General features: G+C 58.3%; 16 protein-coding genes and 1 pseudogene. 10 read left to right on the top strand and 7 right to left on the bottom strand.

Annotated features, from left to right (window positions below):
• Positions 1–3: 3 nt before the first annotated feature.
• The 4 genes from B9Z41_RS16120 to B9Z41_RS16105 are packed head-to-tail and all read left to right on the top strand — an operon-like array spanning position 4 to position 4,190.
• On the top strand, positions 4–1,482 hold the full coding sequence (locus B9Z41_RS16120; protein ID WP_100148108.1) for an NADH-quinone oxidoreductase subunit M: 1,479 nt from the start codon (positions 4–6) through the stop codon (positions 1,480–1,482).
• Positions 1,483–1,495: 13 nt separating this feature from the next.
• Complete coding sequence (gene nuoN, locus B9Z41_RS16115) at positions 1,496–2,983, top strand: NADH-quinone oxidoreductase subunit NuoN (protein ID WP_100148107.1); 1,488 nt, start codon at positions 1,496–1,498, stop codon at positions 2,981–2,983.
• Positions 2,984–3,015: 32 nt separating this feature from the next.
• The gene (locus tag B9Z41_RS16110; RefSeq protein ID WP_233202753.1) at positions 3,016–3,627 is read left to right on the top strand and encodes an NUDIX domain-containing protein; all 612 of its coding nucleotides are present in this window, start codon (positions 3,016–3,018) and stop codon (positions 3,625–3,627) included.
• Positions 3,628–3,653: 26 nt separating this feature from the next.
• Entirely contained in the window at positions 3,654–4,190 is a 537-nt protein-coding gene (locus tag B9Z41_RS16105; RefSeq protein ID WP_100148141.1) for a DUF1178 family protein, read from the top strand.
• Here the strand turns inward: B9Z41_RS16105 and miaA are convergent.
• Together miaA and mutL are read right to left on the bottom strand one after the other, a co-directional pair.
• A complete protein-coding gene (miaA, locus tag B9Z41_RS16100; protein WP_100148105.1) occupies positions 4,171–5,157 on the bottom strand; it encodes a tRNA (adenosine(37)-N6)-dimethylallyltransferase MiaA in 987 nt (328 codons plus the stop codon). The genes B9Z41_RS16105 and miaA overlap by 20 nt on opposite strands.
• Entirely contained in the window at positions 5,157–7,070 is a 1,914-nt protein-coding gene (gene mutL / locus B9Z41_RS16095) for a DNA mismatch repair endonuclease MutL (protein WP_100148104.1), read from the bottom strand. The genes miaA and mutL overlap by 1 nt, the downstream gene beginning before the upstream one ends.
• A 32-nt stretch (positions 7,071–7,102) precedes the next feature.
• On the opposite strand from mutL, the gene B9Z41_RS16090 reads away from it, so the two are divergent.
• Positions 7,103–7,747: a VTT domain-containing protein gene (locus tag B9Z41_RS16090; RefSeq protein WP_100148103.1), complete on the top strand. Its 645-nt coding sequence runs from the start codon at positions 7,103–7,105 to the stop codon at positions 7,745–7,747.
• A gap of 6 nt (positions 7,748–7,753) precedes the next feature.
• Here B9Z41_RS16090 and B9Z41_RS16085 read toward each other — a convergent pair whose 3' ends face one another.
• The 4 genes from B9Z41_RS16085 to tsaE are packed head-to-tail and all read right to left on the bottom strand — an operon-like array spanning position 7,754 to position 11,099.
• A complete protein-coding gene (locus B9Z41_RS16085) occupies positions 7,754–8,014 on the bottom strand; it encodes a VF530 family DNA-binding protein (protein ID WP_100148102.1) in 261 nt (86 codons plus the stop codon).
• A 3-nt stretch (positions 8,015–8,017) separates the two neighbouring features.
• Complete coding sequence (locus B9Z41_RS16080) at positions 8,018–9,172, bottom strand: aminotransferase class V-fold PLP-dependent enzyme (RefSeq protein WP_100148101.1); 1,155 nt, start codon at positions 9,170–9,172, stop codon at positions 8,018–8,020.
• Between the two features lie 8 nt (positions 9,173–9,180).
• Entirely contained in the window at positions 9,181–10,614 is a 1,434-nt protein-coding gene (locus tag B9Z41_RS16075) for an N-acetylmuramoyl-L-alanine amidase (protein ID WP_233202752.1), read from the bottom strand.
• The gene (gene tsaE / locus B9Z41_RS16070) at positions 10,611–11,099 is read right to left on the bottom strand and encodes a tRNA (adenosine(37)-N6)-threonylcarbamoyltransferase complex ATPase subunit type 1 TsaE (RefSeq protein WP_100148099.1); all 489 of its coding nucleotides are present in this window, start codon (positions 11,097–11,099) and stop codon (positions 10,611–10,613) included. Before tsaE ends, B9Z41_RS16075 begins: the two co-directional genes overlap by 4 nt.
• 53 nt (positions 11,100–11,152) lie before the next feature.
• Here tsaE and queG point away from each other — a divergent pair, with 53 nt between their 5' ends.
• Both queG and B9Z41_RS16060 read left to right on the top strand, forming a co-directional pair.
• A complete protein-coding gene (gene queG / locus B9Z41_RS16065; protein ID WP_100148140.1) occupies positions 11,153–12,229 on the top strand; it encodes a tRNA epoxyqueuosine(34) reductase QueG in 1,077 nt (358 codons plus the stop codon).
• 305 nt (positions 12,230–12,534) lie between these two features.
• The gene (locus B9Z41_RS16060) at positions 12,535–15,015 is read left to right on the top strand and encodes an autotransporter-associated beta strand repeat-containing protein (RefSeq protein ID WP_100148098.1); all 2,481 of its coding nucleotides are present in this window, start codon (positions 12,535–12,537) and stop codon (positions 15,013–15,015) included.
• 77 nt (positions 15,016–15,092) lie between these two features.
• Here B9Z41_RS16060 and mltB read toward each other — a convergent pair whose 3' ends face one another.
• Entirely contained in the window at positions 15,093–16,148 is a 1,056-nt protein-coding gene (gene mltB / locus B9Z41_RS16055; protein ID WP_100148139.1) for a lytic murein transglycosylase B, read from the bottom strand.
• 147 nt (positions 16,149–16,295) lie between these two features.
• Here mltB and B9Z41_RS16050 point away from each other — a divergent pair, with 147 nt between their 5' ends.
• The 3 genes and pseudogenes from B9Z41_RS16050 to B9Z41_RS16040 form a co-directional block, all read left to right on the top strand.
• Entirely contained in the window at positions 16,296–17,249 is a 954-nt protein-coding gene (locus tag B9Z41_RS16050; RefSeq protein ID WP_100148097.1) for a histone deacetylase family protein, read from the top strand.
• Between the two features lie 15 nt (positions 17,250–17,264).
• Positions 17,265–18,500 (top strand): mechanosensitive ion channel family protein, encoded by a 1,236-nt coding sequence (locus B9Z41_RS16045; RefSeq protein WP_100148096.1) that lies wholly within the window; start codon positions 17,265–17,267, stop codon positions 18,498–18,500.
• 125 nt (positions 18,501–18,625) lie between these two features.
• Positions 18,626–18,747: pseudogene (locus B9Z41_RS16040) on the top strand (electron transfer flavoprotein subunit beta/FixA family protein); the annotation flags it as partial.

Here is an 18,747-nt window from a genome sequence, read left to right as displayed (position 1 = left end):
AAAATGGGTTTGTTGAGCCTTGCCATTTGGACGCCAATTTTCTTCGGCGCTGTGTTGTTGGCTTTCGGGTCAGACCAACAGGCCAAGACGGTGCGTTGGATTGCCCTGATCGGCTCGCTGGTCAGCTTGGCAGTCACCGTGCCTTTGTACAACGGCTTTGAGCTGGGCACCTCGGCCATGCAGTTTGTCGAGAAAGCCTCTTGGATTGAACGCTTCAATGTGTTCTACCACCTGGGTGTTGACGGTTTGTCGCTGTGGTTCGTGCTGCTGACCGCATTCATCACCGTCATCGTGGTGATTGCGGGCTGGGAGGTCATCACCGAGCGCGTGAACCAATACATGGGCGCGTTCCTGATCTTGAGCGGTTTGATGATTGGCGTCTTCAGCGCCATCGACGGCATGCTGTTTTATGTCTTCTTCGAAGCCACGCTGATTCCGATGTACCTGATCATCGGCATCTGGGGTGGTCCGAACAAGATTTATGCCGCCTTCAAGTTCTTCCTCTACACCTTGCTCGGCTCTTTGCTGATGCTGATTGCCTTGATCTATTTGTACACCCAGTCGGGTGGCAGCTTCGATTTGGCCACTTGGCACAAACTGCCCTTGCCGGCCAACGCACAAACCTTGTTGTTCTTTGCCTTCTTCGCTGCCTTTGCGGTGAAGGTGCCCATGTGGCCAGTTCACACGTGGTTGCCTGACGTGCACGTGGAAGCGCCCACCGGTGGTTCTGCCGTGCTGGCGGCCATCATGCTCAAGCTCGGTGCCTATGGCTTCTTGCGTTTTTCATTGCCCATCGCGCCCGATGCAGCGCGCGAATTTGCGTGGCTCATGATTGCCTTGTCCTTGGTGGCGGTGGTCTATGTAGGCTTGGTGGCCATGGTGCAAGAAGACATGAAAAAGCTGGTGGCTTATTCATCGGTGGCGCACATGGGGTTTGTCACACTCGGCTTTTTCATCTTCAACGACATCGGTGTCTCTGGTGCCTTGGTGCAGATGATCGCGCACGGCTTTGTGTCGGGTGCCATGTTCTTGTCCATCGGTGTGCTCTACGACCGCATGCACTCGCGTGAAATTGCCAGCTACGGTGGCGTGGTCAACACCATGCCCAAGTTTTCCGCCTTTGCGTTGTTGTTTGCCATGGCCAACTGCGGTTTGCCAGGCACCGCTGGTTTTGTGGGCGAGTGGATGGTCATCCTGGGTGCCATCCAATACAACTTCTGGATCGGCTTTGCCGCTGCTTCCGCTTTGATCTTTGGTGCGGCCTACACCTTGTGGATGGTCAAGCGCGTGTATCTGGGCCCTGTGGCCAACGACCACGTGAAAGAGCTCACCGACATCAACAGCCGCGAGTTCCTGATGCTGGCTTTGCTGGCCATTGCGGTGCTGGCCATGGGCTTGTTCCCCAAGCCCTTCACCGACGTGATGGACACCTCTGTGGCTGACTTGCTCAAGCACGTGGCTGTCTCCAAGTTGCCCCAATAAAGAGGGATAGAAAATGTTTGAAAAACTGAGCATCGCTGCGGTTTATCCTGAAATCTTGCTGGCTGTCATGGCGATCGTCATTGCCATGATCGACCTGTTCGTCAAGAGCCCACGTCGTACCACCACCTATGCCTTGTCGCTCATCACCCTCGGCGTGGTGGCTTGGTTGGAGGCCAACGCCGCAGGTTCAGGCAGCACCGTGTACAGCTTTGGCAACATGGTGGTGTCTGACCCCATGGGCAACTGGCTCAAGTGCTTTGCCTCGCTGGCCGTGATGGTCACCCTGGTCTATGGCCGCCCTTATGCGGCAGACCGTGACATGTTGCGTGGTGGCGAAATATTCACCTTGGGTTTGTTTGCGTTGCTGGGCATGTTTGTCATGATCTCGGGCAACAACTTCCTCGTGCTGTACCTCGGCCTCGAATTGCTCACGCTCTCCAGCTACGCCTTGGTGGCTTTGCGTCGCGACAACGCCACCGCCAGCGAAGCCGCCATGAAGTACTTTGTGCTGGGCGCTCTGGCCAGTGGCTTCTTGCTCTACGGCTTGTCCATGCTGTACGGTGCCACCGGTTCGCTCGACATCAGCACCGTGTTCAAGGCGGTGGCCTCGGGCCAAATCAAGCACCAAGTGTTGGTGTTGGGCTTGGTGTTTGTGGTGTGTGGCCTGGCGTTTAAACTGGGCGTGGTGCCTTTCCACATGTGGATTCCCGACGTGTACCAAGGTGCCCCCACCGTGGTGACCTTGATGATTGGTGGTGCGCCCAAGTTGGCTGCTTTTGCCATGACCATCCGCTTGTTGGTGGAAGGCTTGCTGCCTTTGGCGATTGACTGGCAGCAAATGTTGATGGTGCTCTCCATCGGCTCCTTGCTGGTGGGTAACCTGGCCGCCATTGCACAGACCAACCTCAAGCGCATGTTGGCTTTCTCCACTATTTCGCAAATGGGTTTTGTGTTGATCGGTCTGCTCTCTGGCGTGGTCAACGGCAACACCGTCGCGGCGGCCAACGCCTACAGCTCGGCCATGTTCTACGTGATCACCTATGTGCTCACCACCTTGGCCACCTTCGGCATCATCTTGCTGTTGGCGCGCGAAGGCTTTGAAAGCGAAGAAATATCCGATCTGGCAGGCTTGAACCAACGCAGCCCGCTGTACGCAGGTGTCATGGCCGTGTGCTTGTTCTCGCTGGCAGGCGTGCCACCGTTGGTGGGCTTTTATGCCAAGCTGTCGGTGCTGCAAGCCTTGATCGCGTCAGGCCAAACCAGTGCCCTGGTGCTGGCTGTGTTCGCGGTGATGATGTCGCTCATCGGTGCCTTCTACTACCTGCGCGTGGTCAAAGTCATGTACTTCGATGCCCCCATCACCGCCAGCACCGTGTCGGCTGGTATCGATGTGCGCGTGGTGTTGACCATCAACGGCGCTTTGGTGTTGATCTTGGGCCTGTTGCCCGGTGGCCTGATGGCGCTGTGCGCACGTGCCATCGTTTCGACCCTGGGCACTTGATTCAGCCCTGTGGGCCTGAAGGAATGACGCCCGTGCACCAAGCCTTCAGCCATGCCGCGCCCATCGCCGCGCAAGACCAACATTTGGTTGAGCAGACCTTGCACCAAGCCGAGGTGTTCAAAGGCCACTTTCTGCACGCGTTTCGTGACCAAGTGCGTTTGCCCAATGGCGACATCACCACCCGCGAGTACGTGATTCATCCCGGCGCGGTGATGGTCATTGCCTTGTTGGACGATGGTCGCTTGGTCATGGAGCGCCAATACCGCTACCCCATGCAGCAGGTGATGATTGAGTTTCCGGCAGGCAAGCTCGACCCGGGCGAAGACCGCTTGGCCTGTGCCCAGCGTGAGCTGCTGGAAGAAACCGGCTACCGCGCCACCGAGTGGGCCCATGCGGGCGTGCTGCACCCGGTGATCAGCTACTCCACCGAGTTCATCGACATCTGGTTTGCCCGTGGCTTGCGTCTGGGTGAGCGTCAGCTGGACCAAGGCGAATTCTTGGATGTGTTCAGCGCCAGTGTGGACGAGTTGCTGGCCTGGTCACGTGACGGGCAATTGACCGACGCCAAAACCTTGACCGGTTTGCTGTGGCTGCAAAACCACCTCAGCGGTGCATGGCCTTTGCGCTGGCAGCCTGCACCCTGAACCTTGGCCTGCGGGATAATCGAGGCATGAAAGTTCTCGACTTGCACTGCGCCCACCAACACAGCTTTGAAGGCTGGTTCGCTTCGGAAGACGACTTCCAAAGCCAGCTTGCACTTGGTTTGGTGACATGCCCGATGTGCGGCGACGCCAGCATCACCAAAATGCTCAGCGCCCCTCGCTTGAACTTGAGCAGCGCACGCGGCGAGCCTGAGCCGCGCAGCACCCCAAGCGCCAACGCAGACACGACCGAACACGAACAGCACGCTGGCGTGCCCCCCGCACCATCTTCTGTTCCCGCCACCGTCAGCCCCCAAGAGGTGGCCAGCCTGGCACCCGCGCAACTGCAAGCGGCCTGGATGCAGATGGTGCGCCATGTGGTGGCCAACACCGAAGACGTGGGCACTCAATTCTCAGAAGAAGCCCGCAAGATGCACTACGGTGAGAGCGAGCCACGCAACATTCGCGGGCACGCCACGCCAGAAGAAACAGAGGCCTTGCTGGACGAAGGCATTCAGGTCGTGCCCTTGCCCATGCCCGACGCGCTCAAAGGTCCGCTGCAATAAACCCTTGCGCCGCGCGCACCGTCTGTTGCAGCGCGTCGGCTGCGTCACAGGCCACCACCACCCGATCGTCCATGCTGCGCAGCCAGGTCAACTGACGTTTGGCCAACTGCCGCGTGGCGGCGCTGCCGAGTTCATGCAACACCGGCAACAAGCGCTCAAACGCCATGCCGCGCAACTCGGCCTCATCAAGCAACTCCCACGCTTGGCGGTACCCCACACAGCGCATGCTGGGCAAGTCGGCATTCAACTCAGGGCGTTGGCGCAAGGCGCGCACTTCTTCCACAAAGCCGGCGGCCAGCATGGCGTCAAAGCGTTGGCCAATGCGTGCATGCAACCAGGCTCGGTCGTGGGGTTCGAGCGACAGCACCGGCATGTTCAGCGCCTTGGGCGTGCTGCGTTGTGCATCCGCTTCGGCGAACCACTGCGACAGAGGCTTGCCGCTGACCCGCCACACTTCGAGCGCGCGCGAAATGCGCTGCGCATCGTGGGGCGGCAGGCGCTGGGCGGTGATGGGGTCCACCCGTGCCAACTCTGCGTGCAGCGCGGGCCAACCTTCGCGCGCGGCCTGTGCGTCGATCTCGGCACGCAGCGCGGGTTGCGCCGTGGGCAAGTCGTCCAGACCTTCGCGCAGGGCTTTGAGGTAGAGCAGGGTGCCGCCCACCACCAGAGGCAGGCGACCACGGCTGCGTATGTCGGCCATCAAGGCCTTGGCATCACGAGCAAATTCAGCCGCGCTGTAGGCCTGCGTGGGCTCGCGGATGTCGATCAGGTGGTGTGGCACCTGGGCCAGCTCGGCGGCGCTGGGCTTGGCGGTGCCAATGTCCATGCCACGATAAACCAAAGCCGAATCCATGCTGATGATCTCGACTGGCCAACGCTCTGCGATGGCCAGTGCTGCCGCTGTTTTGCCGCTGGCAGTAGGGCCCACCAAGGCCAAGGCATCCACGTTGAATTCAGGGCTGGGCATCAACGTCCGCGCAAAAACAGGGCGTCAAGTTCACGCATGCTCAGTTGCCGCCAGGTGGGGCGTCCGTGGTTGCATTGGTCGGAACGTTCGGTCACTTCCATTTGGCGCAACAGGCCATTCATCTCGTCCAGCGTCAAACGCCGGTTGGCGCGCACCGCCCCGTGGCAGGCCATGGTGGCCAACAGTTCGTTGCGCGCGCGTTGCACCACCGTGCTGGCGTCGTGTTGTGACAACTCGGCCAACACACTGCGCGCCAGTGCCACCGCATCGCCTTGCGCCAAGCTGCTGGGCACCGCACGCACGGCCAAGGTTTTGGCGGACAAGGCAGAAATTTCCAGCCCCAGCTCCAGCAGCGCTTCGGCACAGGCCTCGGCGGTGGCCACCTCTTGCGCGGTGGCGTTGAAGGTGGCGGGAATCAACAGCGGTTGGCTGGCCATGGCCTGCACGTCCATCTGTTGCTTGAGTTGTTCGTACACGATGCGTTCGTGCGCAGCGTGCATGTCGACCAGCACCAGGCCTTGCGTGTTCTCGGCCAAGATGTACACGCCGTGCAACTGGGCCAGGGCTTTGCCCAGCGGCCACGTGCCTTCTGGGTGCTCGCTGGGGTTGGCCGTTGTCGTGCTGGCCGCGTTGCCAGATGCGTCATAGGCAAAGCTGCCGGGGGTTTCTTCTTGTGCCGTGGGTTGCGTTCGCACGCTGGGTTGCCACAGCTGACCCACGTTGCTGACCCGGTTGCCGCTCAGGGGCATGGCGGCTTGCTGCCAGTTGGCGTTGGGCCAGGCGGGAGCGGAAGGGCGCAGTACAGGTGTGGACGGGTTCAGCACAGGTGCTGAGGGGTTCAGCACAGGCGCTGAGCCTGGGCCGTCCAACAACTCGGGGGAGGTGTCGCCAATCAAGGTGGCGCGGGGAATCGCCAGCGCGTTCTCCACCGCATGGCGTACCGCTTGGTGCACTTCGCGGCCATCGCGAAAACGCACCTCAATTTTGGTGGGGTGCACGTTCACATCCACCCGAGTGGGGTCTATCTCCAGGTACAGGGCGTAGACCGGTTGGCGCTGGCCGTGCAGCACGTCTTCGTAGGCGCTGCGTGCGGCGTGGCTCATCACCTTGTCGCGCACATAGCGGCCATTGACGTAGGCGTATTGGTGGTCTGAGCGGGCCCGCGCGGCGTCTGGAATGCCCGCGCGGCCCACCACGGTGAAGTGACCGCTTTGGTAATTCACCGCCACCGAGTCACGCACAAAGTCCTCGCCCAACACATCGGCCAAGCGGCGCTCCAGCGCGCCGTCGCCTTGCTGTGCGCGCCACTGCTCCACCAACTTGCCTTCGTGCCAAATGGCAAAGCCCACTTCGGGGCGCGTCAGCGCATGGCGGCGCACAGCCTCCACGCAATGCGCCAGTTCGGTGTTGTCGGTCTTCAAAAATTTGCGCCGTGCGGGCGTGCTGTAGAACAGCTCTTTCACTTCCACCGTGGTGCCTTGGGCACGTGCCACAGGTTGCAACTCGCCGCTGCGACCGTCGAGCAGCATGGCGCTGTCTTGCTCGGCGGTGCGCGACAACACCGAGAGTTCAGACACCGAGTGAATGGCAGCCAGCGCCTCACCGCGAAAGCCCATGGTGCCCACCGACTCCAGCTCGTGCAGGCTGTCGATCTTGCTGGTGGCGTGGCGCTTGAGGGCAATGGGTAACTCGGCAGCTGGAATGCCCACGCCGTTGTCTTCCACACTGATCAAGCGCACGCCCCCGGCCAGCAGACGCACGGTAATTTGCGTGGCCCCCGCGTCGAGCGCGTTGTCCACCAACTCGCGTACCACCGAGGCGGGGCGCTCCACCACCTCGCCAGCAGCGATCTGGCTGATCAGTTCATCGGGGAGTTCGCGGATGGGGCGAGAAGGTTGGTGGGTTGGATGCACGGGCGGATTTTAGAGCCTGCAATAATCCAAACATGAACTCCCTCACCTTCTTCCTCGACCTGGTTCTTCACATCGACCACCACCTTGAAGCCTTGATGGAAACCTTCGGGCTTTGGGGTTATGCGTGGTTGTTTTTGATTGTCTTTGTCGAAACGGGCATTGTGGTGATGCCGTTTTTGCCAGGCGACTCTTTGCTGTTTGTGGTGGGCACCTTGTGTGGTCTTGGCATGATGGACTACAACTTGTCGGTTGGTTTGTTGTTTGTCGCGGCGGTGGCGGGTAACCAAACCAATTACACGATTGGTCGCTACTTCGGACCCAAGGTGTTTGGGTGGGAGGACTCCAAGTTGTTCAACCGCCGCGCCTTTGACCAAGCCCATGCGTTTTACGAACGCTATGGCGGCATCACCTTGGTGGCTGCGCGCTTCATGCCCTTTGTGCGCACCTTTGCGCCCTTTGTGGCAGGTGTGGCACAAATGACGCGACGCAAGTTCATCTTGTTCGACGTGCTCGGCGGCGCACTGTGGGTGGGCAGCCTCGTTACCACTGGCTATTTGTTTGGCAACCTCTCATGGGTCAAAGCTCACCTGGGGCAAATCATTTGGGCCTTGATTTTGATTCCCAGCACCCTGGCGATTTACGGTTCCTGGAAAGCCTCGCGCAGCAACAAAGCGTGATCGGTTTCAGTCCTTGTGGGCGCGGCGCACGTCGCGCAGCATGAACAGGTAGAGGCCCTCTACCTTCTCACGCGCCCAAGGCGTTTTACGTAAAAACTTCAGACTCGACGCCACGCTCGGGTCGTGCGTGAAGCAGCGCACCGCAATGCGCTCCCCCAAACCTTCCCAGCCGTAGTGGGCTTCGAGCGCCAGCAAGATTTTTTCGAGCGTCATGCCATGCAGCGGGTTGCGGGCTTGGGGGGCGGGGGTGCTGTCGTGTTCGGTCATGGGTCAAGGCTTTGTGGCCAGGTGAGTTAAGGCCGTCACCAGCGCTTCGATTTCTTCGTCGCGGGTGTCGGTGTGGGCCGAGGCGCGAACCACGTCATGCAGGCCACGTGCCGCCATGTCCAGCGGCGTGAACGACAAGCCATTCACGGCCACGTCCACGCCGTGCGTCATGAGGTGGGCGCGCACCACGCTGGCGGGCATACCTTTTACGGTGAAGGCCACCAGGGGAGAGCGTTCGGTGCCCAGGTCTTGCAACTGCACGCCCTCTATCGCAGACAGGGCGTGACGCATGCACTCGGCGCGTTCACGCACTTTGGCTTGAATGGTCTCCACGCCCATCGCCAAGGTTTGACGAATGGCCACCCCCAGCCCCAAGCGTGCGGCCATGCAAGCCTCAGAGGTTTCAAACCGCTTGGCGTCTGCGCGCAAGTGGTAGGCCCCGTCGCGGTACGGTGCCGTGTACTGGTCGACGGTGCGGGGCTTGAGCTGAGACATGAAGTCGCGCCGCACATACAGCAGGCCCGTGCCACGTGGGCCGCGCAACCACTTGCGCCCGGGTGCTGTCAGCACATCGCAGCCCAGCGCACGCACATCCACGGGCAGCTGTCCCAGCGCTTGTGCAGCGTCCAGCACATAAGGCACGCCAGCGGCACGTGCCAGGGCACCGACTTGTTGTGCGGGTTGAATCAAGCCACCGTTGGCGGGCAGCCAGGTCAGCGAGATCAAGCGCACACGTGCATCCATCATCTGGGCCAACTGCGTCAAGCACAGCGTGCCGTCGGCGGTGCACGGAATCACCTCCACGCGGGCCCCTGTGCGTTGCGCGATGTGGGTGAGTGCCGCGTAGTTGCCGCCCCATTCGCTGCGCGCCACCAAGATGCGGTCGCCCGCTTCAAAGTGCATGCTGCCCACCACCTCTCGCCAGCCACTGGCGTGGCCGGTGGTCAGCGCCACCTCGTCGGCGTCGCATCCCATCAACTGGGCCGAATCGGTGTACACAGCGTCCAGTTCGGGGGCCATGGCTGCTGCTGCGGTGTAGCCACCCAGCAGCGAATCACGTGCGAGGTGGTCCACCATGGCTTGGCGCACAGCTGGGGGCATCAACGAAGCACCTGCGTGGTTGAGGTAGGCCTTGGGGGGATGCATAGAAAGAGGCATGAGCGGGCTCAGGTGTTGCGCGTGCGCGCGAGCGGCGGGTTGCGCGAGAAATAGCGCTCGATGCTGCGCATCAGCGCATCGGCCAATTCGTTTTGGTAGCTGTCGCTGATCAGTCGGGTTTCTTCGTCGGGGTTGCTGATGAAGGCCGTTTCCACCAACACGCTGGGGATATCAGGCGCTTTGAGGACCGCAAAACCGGCTTGTTCGACCTTGGGTTTGTGCAGTTTGCCGATGCGCCGAATTTCCCCCAACATCTCGCCGCCCAGCTTCAAGCTGTCGTTGATTTGGGCGGTGGTGCTCATGTCCAACAAGGCGCGTTGCACAGTGGCGTCTTGCACCTTGAGGTTCAAGCCCCCCACCAAGTCGGCACGGTTTTCTTGGGTCGCCATCCAACGCGCGGCGGCGCTGGAGGCCGCACCCTGGCTGAGCGCAAACACGCTGGCACCCCGTGCCTCCGGGGTGAAAAAAGCATCGGCGTGCAGGCTGACAAACAAGTCGGCTTGCACCCGCCGCGCTTTGTCGACGCGCACATGCAAGGGCACAAAAAAATCTGCATCGCGGGTCAGGAAGGCACGCATGGGCAAGGTGCCGTGACGGGTTTTGATCTGCGCTGCATTGATGCGATCGCGCATGCGGTGTGCGATCTGCAACACCACGTCTTTTTCTTTGGTGCCACGCGGGCCAATGGCACCCGGGTCTTCACCGCCGTGGCCAGGGTCGAGTGCCACGATGATGAAGCGCTCGTCTGTGCTGGGCGCTTGGGCCGCAGAGGCGGCAAAGGTGATGGGCGCAGCCTGCACCACGGCTGGCGCAGGGGGCAGGGCAGTGGGCTGGCGTTTTTGGGTGGCCAGTAAATCACCCAGTGGGTCGGCAGAGCTGCCCAGCTTCGAAGCAGAGGGGGGCGCAGGCAAGGCCGTCATCGATGGCGCTGTGCTGGCCGCACTTGCGCCCAGGCGCTCAGCAATCAGCGCTTCCAGCGGGTCGGCCACTTGGGTGGGGTAGAGGTCGAGCACCAGGCGGTGTTGGTAGCGTGCATTGCCAGCAACCACCGGGGTCAGGTTGAACACCTGCGGTTGCACCATCTGGCGCAGGTCCAGCACCAAGCGCACCGTGGTGGGTGTGTACTGGCCCACGCGCACACCCGTGATGTAGGGGTCGTCCGAACGCACCTTGCCCACCAACTCGCGCAGGGCGGGGTTGAGTTCAATGCCTTCAATGTCCACCGCCAGGCGCGGTGGATTAGCCACAAACAAGGGCACGGTTTTCAGCGCCGTGTCGCTCTCAATCGTGACGCGGGTGTAGTCGGCAGCGGGCCACACCCGCACGGCCACAATGGTGGCACCCCAAGCGATGTCGGCTTGCCCCAACAGCAGCGACAGGGCGCCGGTTTGCAGCCAGGTGCGCCGCTTCATGGGCTGGTGGTGAACGTGTGGGTGTGTCATGCCAGCAGCGATTCGCCCAAGGGGGTGTTGGCGTGCAGGGTGACCTGACGTTGCGTGTCGGTGTCGACTTGGATGTGCAGGTCCAGGTCGGGCGTAGGCATCACGCCTTGGGCGTGTTCGGGCCATTCACACAGCTTCAGGCCGGGGCTGGCAAAGATGTCGCGAAAGCCCGCGTCTTCCCACTCGCGCGGGTCGCTGAAGCGGTAGAAGTCAAAGTGCCAGATGTGCAGGGGCTGCGCCAACGCCGTCACCTCATAAGGTTCGACCACGGCGTAGGTGGGGCTCTTGATGCGCCCTGTCACGCCCAAGGCGCGCAGCAGGTGACGCGCGAAGGTGGTTTTGCCTGCGCCCAAATCGCCGTGCAAAGCCAGGCAGGCGTTGGGCCCGTGTGTGCCAGGTGACAGGCACAGCGCGTGCGCCAGTTGCTGGGCAAAGGCAGCGGTGGCCGCTTCGTCGGGCCAGGAGAGGGTTTTTACAATGGACAAATTGTTCTAGGGAATTACGGTTGTCGAACCACCACACATTGTTGCTGTCACAGATGCAGATTTGGGCTCGGGCCCTGGGATTTTCCCAAATTGCAGTGGCCCCTGTGGATTTGTCGTCGGCTGAGCCCGGCTTGCGCGATTGGTTGGCCCACAACTTCCACGGCGACATGGACTATATGGCCCGCCACGGCATGAAACGCGCCCGTCCCGCCGAGCTGGTGCCTGGCACCCTCAGCGTGCTCACCGCCCGCATGAACTACCTGCCGCGCGACACACCGCCCGATTGGCAAGACCTGGAGTGGCAACGCTTGCGCACCCCGCAACAAGGCGTGGTGTCGGTCTATGCGCGAGGGCGCGACTACCACAAGGTGCTGCGCCAGAGGCTCGACACACTGGCCCAGCAAATTGATGCGCACTTGCGCGCCCACACCGCTGGTGAAGCGCCCTTGCAGTACCGCGCCTTCACCGACTCAGCCCCCGTGCTTGAAGCCGAGTTGGCGACCCGCAGCGGCCAAGGCTGGCGCGGCAAACACACGCTGGTGCTCAACCGCGAGGCGGGCTCGATGTTCTTCTTGGGCGAGATCTACCTCAACCTTGCGCTGCCCACCAGCGAGCCCGTGAGCGCGCATTGCGGCCAGTGCACGGCCTGCATCGATGTCTGCCCCACGCAGGCCATCGTGGCCCCCGGCGTGGTGGATGCACGGCGTTGTATTTCGTACCTCACCATCGAGCATGCGGGGCCCATCCCCGAGGCCTTGCGCCCTTTGATGGGCAACCATGTGTATGGGTGTGACGATTGCCAATTGGCTTGTCCTTGGAACAAGTTTGCACAAACTGCCGACTTGCCCGACTTTGATGTGCGCGAGGGCTGGGTGGACACGGACTTGGCCCAGTGGTTGGGGTGGTCTGAGACTGAATTTTTACGCCGCACCGAAGGCAGTGCCATTCGCCGCATTGGCCACGTGCGCTGGCTGCGCAATGTGGCGTTGGCGGCGGGCAATGCCTTGCGTGTGTCGGACTCGCAGCCCTTACGCCAGGCCTTGGGTGTTCACCTCACGCACCCCAGTGACGTGGTGCGTGAGCAGGTGCAGTGGGCGTTGCAACAAGCACCGGTTTCAGGCTGCGATTGAGCCATGCAGCTCCATACGATGCACTGAACACGTGCAACGCCCTTCTGCTGCCAAGAAGTATCGCCACGCCGAAACACGCGGGTCTGTCCACTAGGCGTGGCGTGCCTCTCCAGCACCAACACTTGCTTGCCAGTGACAGCTGCCAACTTTTGTTGGGGTAATTTAAATACGCTGAGATATTTAATAATATTTACCGAAATGCTAATGGATAAATTTTTATAATATTCAATATATTTAATCTAATTTAATTTTTTATTAATATTTTAATGTTATTTATTTGAATTTTCGAATTGAGAAAATTAGTTATGATTGGATTGCAACTATTTCTTCGAAAAATGAAATCAACGTTTTCAAAAATTCTATTAGGTTCGTTGGCGTTTTCTTTAGCTTCCGGCCCATTTGCTCACACGACATCTATTGGGTATACCGTACAAGGTACTGATACTGTCAATATTTGGTACGGGTCTTACCATACGGGCACAACGTTTAACGAAGGTTCGCTGACGCTCGTTGGAATCAACGGCAACTCTTATGCTTCCAATACGGTACCCTTTTCATTTGTCAGCCAGTCGTTGCCTAATGGCTTGGTTTCAGGAGTCAATTATTTTGGGACAACGGGCGGTAGCGGTGCTCTAAATGCCACGTTGATAGGATTCGATCAGTCCTACTATGCGTTGACGCAGAGCCTACCGCAAACAGTATTTCAGGGGGCGCAATTCTCGAGTCTTGGGGTTGGAACATATCAGTTTACATACCAGCCTCTTGGTGCTCCATCTGCAAACTGGGCGCCAATTAATAATTCAATTCTTACTTCTCAGTTTACGTTGGGTGCAGGAGGGTCAATATCTGTTCCTGGAGTAACTGCGCCAACCTCATCAGTTCCTGATATTGATACCCAAGCTGCTCAATATACAGTGCAACAAATCAATAATTCACAGGTTAATCCAAGATTTACTGGTGGCACGCTACAAATAGCATCGGGCGGCACTATCACGACTAATTTTACTATTACCAATTCTAATGGAACAATAGATCAAAATGGTAATTCAACTACCATAGCTGGACGAATCTCAGATGATAGTAGCAGCGACCATGGAAAAATGATCATCACCAACAGCGGGACAGCAGGCAGCGGGAAAATTGTTTTGTCTGCTACTAATACCAACTCTGGGGGCTATGAAGTCAACGCTGGCGCAATATTAGAAATTGCCTCTGCTTCAGCACTTGGAACCGGCACGCTAGCTCTTGTGGGAAGTTCTACCGTCCCTGCAACACTTTCAGTTACGGCAGATACGACGATTTCAAACGCCATCACTGTCTCAGGTGATCCCGTATTTAATATCGCCTCTGGAACTACCACAACGATATCTAGTTCAATCACTGACGGAGCTCAGTCAGGTGATGTCGTCGTTCAAGGCGGCGGTACATTGTTATTAACGGCAGCAAATACATACACAGGCCCTACGACTGTGGATCAAGGCTCAACACTGGCCCTAAGCAGTTCTGGCAGCATTGCCGCATCAAGCAGTGTGACCAATAATGGCACATTTGACGTGACAGGAAAAACAGGCAACATCGGTTTAAAGAATTACTCGCAGTCTTCAACAGGTACATTGGTGATGAGTTTTTCACCAACTAATAATCAACGTATAAATATTGATGGGTCGGCCAGCTTGGGCGGTGGATTATCCTTAGCCGCCAGCTCTGGATCTTATGCGCTAGGCCGATACACATTGATAACAGCTAACAGCGGAGTATCTGGCACTTTCTCTTCATTTAATTCAAGCTCATTGGCTGGATATACGAGTTATTTGTACTCATTGAGCTACGACGCCAATAACGTATATTTAGATTTGAAATTGGATAGCCCCGACACACAAAGCGCACTCTTGCAATCAGCCGCTGCTCTGCGTAGTGTCTATAACATGCAGGCAGCCACGATCAATAACAGTCTCAATTATGACTGCACAGTATTTGCTGAAAATAAATTGTGTGTAAGTGCGGGTGGTCGCTATGCAACAACTAACAATATCACGGGTGAGCAAACGAGTACATTGCTAGTTGCGGCATATAAGGTTAAGGATAACTTGCGTTTAGGTACATTTATTGACCAAAATGCGCCCACAATTAATGCCACTGGCATCACGCTTGAGAAGAGTCCCGTCTATGGCGTGTTTGGGGTTTGGAATGAAAATTCTGATGCGATGGGATATCAAGTTCGTTTGTCTACAAGTTACGCAAACCAGAATATCAGGCAGACTCGTAATGTTGTCGCTACATCAGAAGCTGGAACAGGCACTGCTTCATTGACTTCGCAAGCAATCTCAGGTGTCGTCAGCTATGCCATGCCATTATCTGACAGCAGCTGGATTGCAAGCCCTTATTTTGGGGTTCGTAAAACCAAAATCAATCGCTCTGGCTATACAGAAACCAATGCTGTCACAACACCATTGACTTATAGCGATCTGACACAAAACATCACAACCGCTTTGGTTGGTGTGCGCACGAGCAAGAAATATGGCGACGATTTGCATGTATCAGCCAGTGTTGGAGTTGAGCAAAACATTGATTCGAGCATCAGCAACTTGAATGCGACGGGCATAACGGGTTTGACGGCGACTGACTTCAGTGCCAACTATGCCAAAACACGTCCAGTGGCTTCAGTTGGCGCCAGCTACGCTATTGCAAAAGATCAACGCATCAGCTTGACTGCTATGTATCGCAAAGAGGCGTTCCAATCCGCTGGTAGCACCACGGCTTTGTTCATGTACCAAGTAGGTTTGTAATCACTGGATCACACGATGTGCATAGACGCATGATCAAAGTCTGTTCGTTGCAACAGACGCCAACGCCCAGAGCCATCTCAGGGTAGTGCCGCTTTCACGGCGGCACCCAGTTCAATCACCGCCAGCGCGTAGTAGCTGCTCCAGTTGTAGCGCGTCACCACGTAAAAGTTGTCGGTGCCTGCCACATAGCTGGGTGCGTCTTCGCCGTTGAAGAGTTCAACCAAGGCCAGTGGGCCAGGGTGTTGTTGGGCCACGTCGTCCAGCACCGCGCCTTTGTCTTGAAAGTTGCGCACGCTGAACGAGGGCAAGATGTCGGGGGCCAACAGCGTGGGCTTGTCTAAGCGCGCTTCATCAAAGCGCACCGGGTAGTGGGTGGGCATGCCGGTTTGCCAGCCAAAGGCCTTGAAGTAGTTGGCCACCGAGCCAATGGCATCTACCGGGCTGTTCAACAAATCAATACGGCCATCGCCATCAAAGTCCACTGCAAATTGCCCCCAGCTCGACGGCATGAACTGCGGCCAACCCATGGCACCGGCAAAGCTGCCTTTGATGGGCGCAGCACCGGCAGGCTGCTGGCGCATTTGCACCAGAAAGTGCCCCAACTCCGATTGAAAGAACGCTTGTCGCTCGGCAGCGCGTGGGTGCTCTGGCGGAAAGTTCAAGGCCAGGGTGGTCAAGGCATCGAGCACCCGGTAGTTGCCCATGTGCTGACCATAAAAAGTTTCCACGCCCAAGATGCCCACCACCATTTCGGCAGGCACGCCGTAGGTGGCCTCGGCCTTTTCCAATGCGCTGCGGTGGGTTTGCCAAAAGGCCACGCCTGCGTTGACGCGACGTGGTTCGATGAAGCGCTCGCGGTAAGCACGCCAGTTCTTGGGTGTGCTGACGGGGGGCGGCAACACCAGTTTGGGCACGCCGCGTAGAAACTGTGCCGTGCCGAGTTGCTGGCGCACCCAGGCGCGCGGCAACTGGTGACGCTGTGCCAGGGTGTCGGCCAATTGCAGGACATCAGGGGTGGCGCCAAAGGGTGTTCCGCTGGTGGCACGCGAGTTCTGTGACACATGCTTGCGGGCGTGGTGCTTGACCGCTGCGTGGGTGGACCCCAACAGCAAGGTCATTGCCAAGTACGCCATCAGTGGAAGCCAGGCGCAGCGCATGGGTTTGCGCCACATCAATGGCAAGGAGGAAGAGGGTGGCACGCGGTGCATGTGTAGGTCGAAAGCAAGGCTCGCATGTTAAGCTGGATCGAGACCTTCAAAAGACGACAGAGACAAGAGACGATGCGTAAAACTGGTTACTACACCCATCCCGTTTGTTGGCAGCATGAGATGGGAGCGGGGCACCCCGAATGTCCCGAACGGCTGAGTGCCATTCAAGACCGATTGCTCATCAGTGGCGTGGACTTTGGGCTCACCCAGATGGAGGCGCCAGAAGCACCTTTGGCCGATATCGAGTTGGCGCACGACCGCATGTACATCGCCGCTTTGCGTGGCATGTCGGATCGACTGGTGGAGGATATGGAAGCGGGTGGCCCAGCTTACGCGCACATGGATGCCGACACGGCCATCAATGCCCACACTTGGAAGGCCGCTTTGCATGCCGCTGGGGCCGCGATTGCAGCCACCGATGCGGTGCTTGCAGGCGAGTTGGAAAACGCTTTTTGTGCGGTGCGTCCTCCAGGCCACCATGCCACGTCCAAGCAGGCCATGGGTTTTTGCTTTTTCAACAACGTGGCCGTGGCGGCTAAGTACGCGCTGGAGCGACATGGTTTGAAGCGTGTCGCGGTGGTGGACTTTGACGTGCACCATGGCAATGGCACCGAAGACATCTTGTCTGGCGATGATCGTGTGTTGATGGTGAGTTTTTTTCAGCACCCGTTTTATCCCCACACCGGCACAGACAACCCGGCTTCGAATATGCTCAATTTGCCTGTTCCAGCGTACACCAAAGGCATGGAGATCCGTGAGTTGATCGAGATTTATTGGGTGCCGCGGCTCGAAGCGTTCAAGCCCGAGATGATTTTTATCAGTGCAGGGTTTGATGCCCACCGTGAAGATGACATGGGCCAAATGGGCTTGGTGGAACAAGACTACGCTTGGATCACCGACCGGATTCGCCAAATCGCGTTGCGCCATGCCAAAGGCCGCATCGTGTCTTGCCTCGAAGGAGGCTATAGCTTGAGTGCCTTGGGCCGCAGTGTGGAAGCGCACTTGCGTGTCTTGGCTGACATTTGATGTGACCTCCCCGACATGAACGACTTGCAAGAACTGCTTCTGGATTTGCAAAGCCCTGCCATTGCGCTGGAGCTGGGCGGCTTGTTGCTGTGCCTGGGGCTGGCGTGGTGGATCAGCCACATGTTGGGGCGTGGCTTTTCTGGGCCCTCCATTTGGTTTGGTCGCCGCACGGTGGATGGCGTGTTGTTCCCGGCCTTGAGCTTGGTGTTGACCTATGCCTTGAAGTTGGGGTTGTTGAAAATCCAGCATGTGCCGGTGCTCAAGGTGGCCTTGCCTGTGTTGGTGTCTTTGGTGGTCATTCGCCTGATTGCCCGTGTCTTGGCTTCGGTTTTCCCCGACTCCAACGGCGCACGCGCCATTGAGCGCGTGGTGTCGTGGATGGCCTGGGGCTTGGCTGTGTTGTGGATCACGGGTTGGATGGCCCCGGTGCTTGACGAACTGGATGGCGTTCAGATTGCCTGGGGCAAAACCCACATCACCTTGCTGCATGTGCTGCAAGTGGTGATGACTTCCAGCTTGGTGTTGGTGGTGACCTTGTGGATTTCTGCCGCTTTGGAAGATCGGGTGTTGCGTCGGGCCGTGACGGATTTGTCGATGCGCCGTGTGCTGGCCAATGCCATGCGCGCTTTGTTGTTGGTGTTGGGGGCTTTGTTTACCTTGTCAACGCTGGGGGTCGACCTCACCGCTTTGTCTGTGCTGGGCGGTGCGTTGGGGGTTGGCTTGGGCTTTGGTTTGCAAAAGCTGGCGGCCAATTACGTGAGTGGCTTTGTTATTTTGCTGGAGCGTTCGCTGCGCATTGGCGACTATGTGCGGGTCGATGGGTTTGAGGGCAGTGTGTCGGACATCAAAACCCGCTACACCTTGCTGCGGGCCAACAACGGCATTGAGTCGGTGGTGCCCAACGAGTTGTTGATCACCCAGCGGGTGGAGAACTTGTCGTTGGAAAACAGCCGCATGCTGCTGACCTGTCACTTTTGGGTGGGGCTCGATGCCGATCCGGTGCTGGTGCAAGGCCTGTTGGTGCAAGCTGCGTTGGGCGCGCCACGCGTGTTGGCTGATCCCGGACCTTCGGCTTTGTTGACGGAAGTCACGCCTCAGGGCCTGCATTTCAGCCTGAACTTTTGGATGGATGACCCCTCCAGCGGCCAAGCCCCGGTGCGCTCTGGCGTCAACCTGGCGGTGCTCAGTGCCTTGCGTGGTGCCAAGATTGCTTTGGGTCAGGCCCCTCAAGAAATGGTGATAAAGCGTTGATAGTTTTTTCGACGAAAATCGTAAAAAAGCACGAGCGTTCTAAAATGCTCGCTTGTGAACCTTACAATGTGACGTTTACGTAAACGTCAATCTCTTTTTTTCAATTCAACCGTGGAGTTTTTCCCATGAAAGCATTGGTCGCTGTCAAACGCGTGGTGGACTACAACGTCAAAGTCCGGGTCAAGTCGGACAACTCGGGCGTGGACATTGCGAACGTGAAGATGAGCATGAACCCGTTTGACGAGAT

The organism is Limnohabitans sp. JirII-31, from assembly GCF_002778315.1.
In the GTDB taxonomy this organism is placed as follows: Bacteria; Pseudomonadota; Gammaproteobacteria; order Burkholderiales; family Burkholderiaceae_C; genus Limnohabitans.
The sequence above is the reverse complement of the archived record's forward strand: the minus strand, read 5'-3'. Positions and strand labels throughout refer to the sequence as shown.

Coding starts and splice junctions, on each gene's coding strand:
- nuoN (WP_100148107.1), top strand. CDS start 1,496: ATGTTTGAAAAACTGAGCATCGCTGCGGTTTATCCTGAAATCTTGCTG.
- B9Z41_RS16060 (WP_100148098.1), top strand. CDS start 12,535: ATGATTGGATTGCAACTATTTCTTCGAAAAATGAAATCAACGTTTTCA.
- B9Z41_RS16120 (WP_100148108.1), top strand. CDS start 4: ATGGGTTTGTTGAGCCTTGCCATTTGGACGCCAATTTTCTTCGGCGCT.
- miaA (WP_100148105.1), bottom strand. CDS start 5,157: ATGCCCAGCCCTGAATTCAACGTGGATGCCTTGGCCTTGGTGGGCCCT.
- B9Z41_RS16050 (WP_100148097.1), top strand. CDS start 16,296: ATGCGTAAAACTGGTTACTACACCCATCCCGTTTGTTGGCAGCATGAG.
- B9Z41_RS16075 (WP_233202752.1), bottom strand. CDS start 10,614: ATGACACACCCACACGTTCACCACCAGCCCATGAAGCGGCGCACCTGG.
- B9Z41_RS16085 (WP_100148102.1), bottom strand. CDS start 8,014: ATGACCGAACACGACAGCACCCCCGCCCCCCAAGCCCGCAACCCGCTG.
- mltB (WP_100148139.1), bottom strand. CDS start 16,148: ATGGCGTACTTGGCAATGACCTTGCTGTTGGGGTCCACCCACGCAGCG.
- queG (WP_100148140.1), top strand. CDS start 11,153: ATGCAGATTTGGGCTCGGGCCCTGGGATTTTCCCAAATTGCAGTGGCC.
- B9Z41_RS16090 (WP_100148103.1), top strand. CDS start 7,103: ATGAACTCCCTCACCTTCTTCCTCGACCTGGTTCTTCACATCGACCAC.
- B9Z41_RS16080 (WP_100148101.1), bottom strand. CDS start 9,172: ATGCCTCTTTCTATGCATCCCCCCAAGGCCTACCTCAACCACGCAGGT.
- B9Z41_RS16105 (WP_100148141.1), top strand. CDS start 3,654: ATGAAAGTTCTCGACTTGCACTGCGCCCACCAACACAGCTTTGAAGGC.
- B9Z41_RS16045 (WP_100148096.1), top strand. CDS start 17,265: ATGAACGACTTGCAAGAACTGCTTCTGGATTTGCAAAGCCCTGCCATT.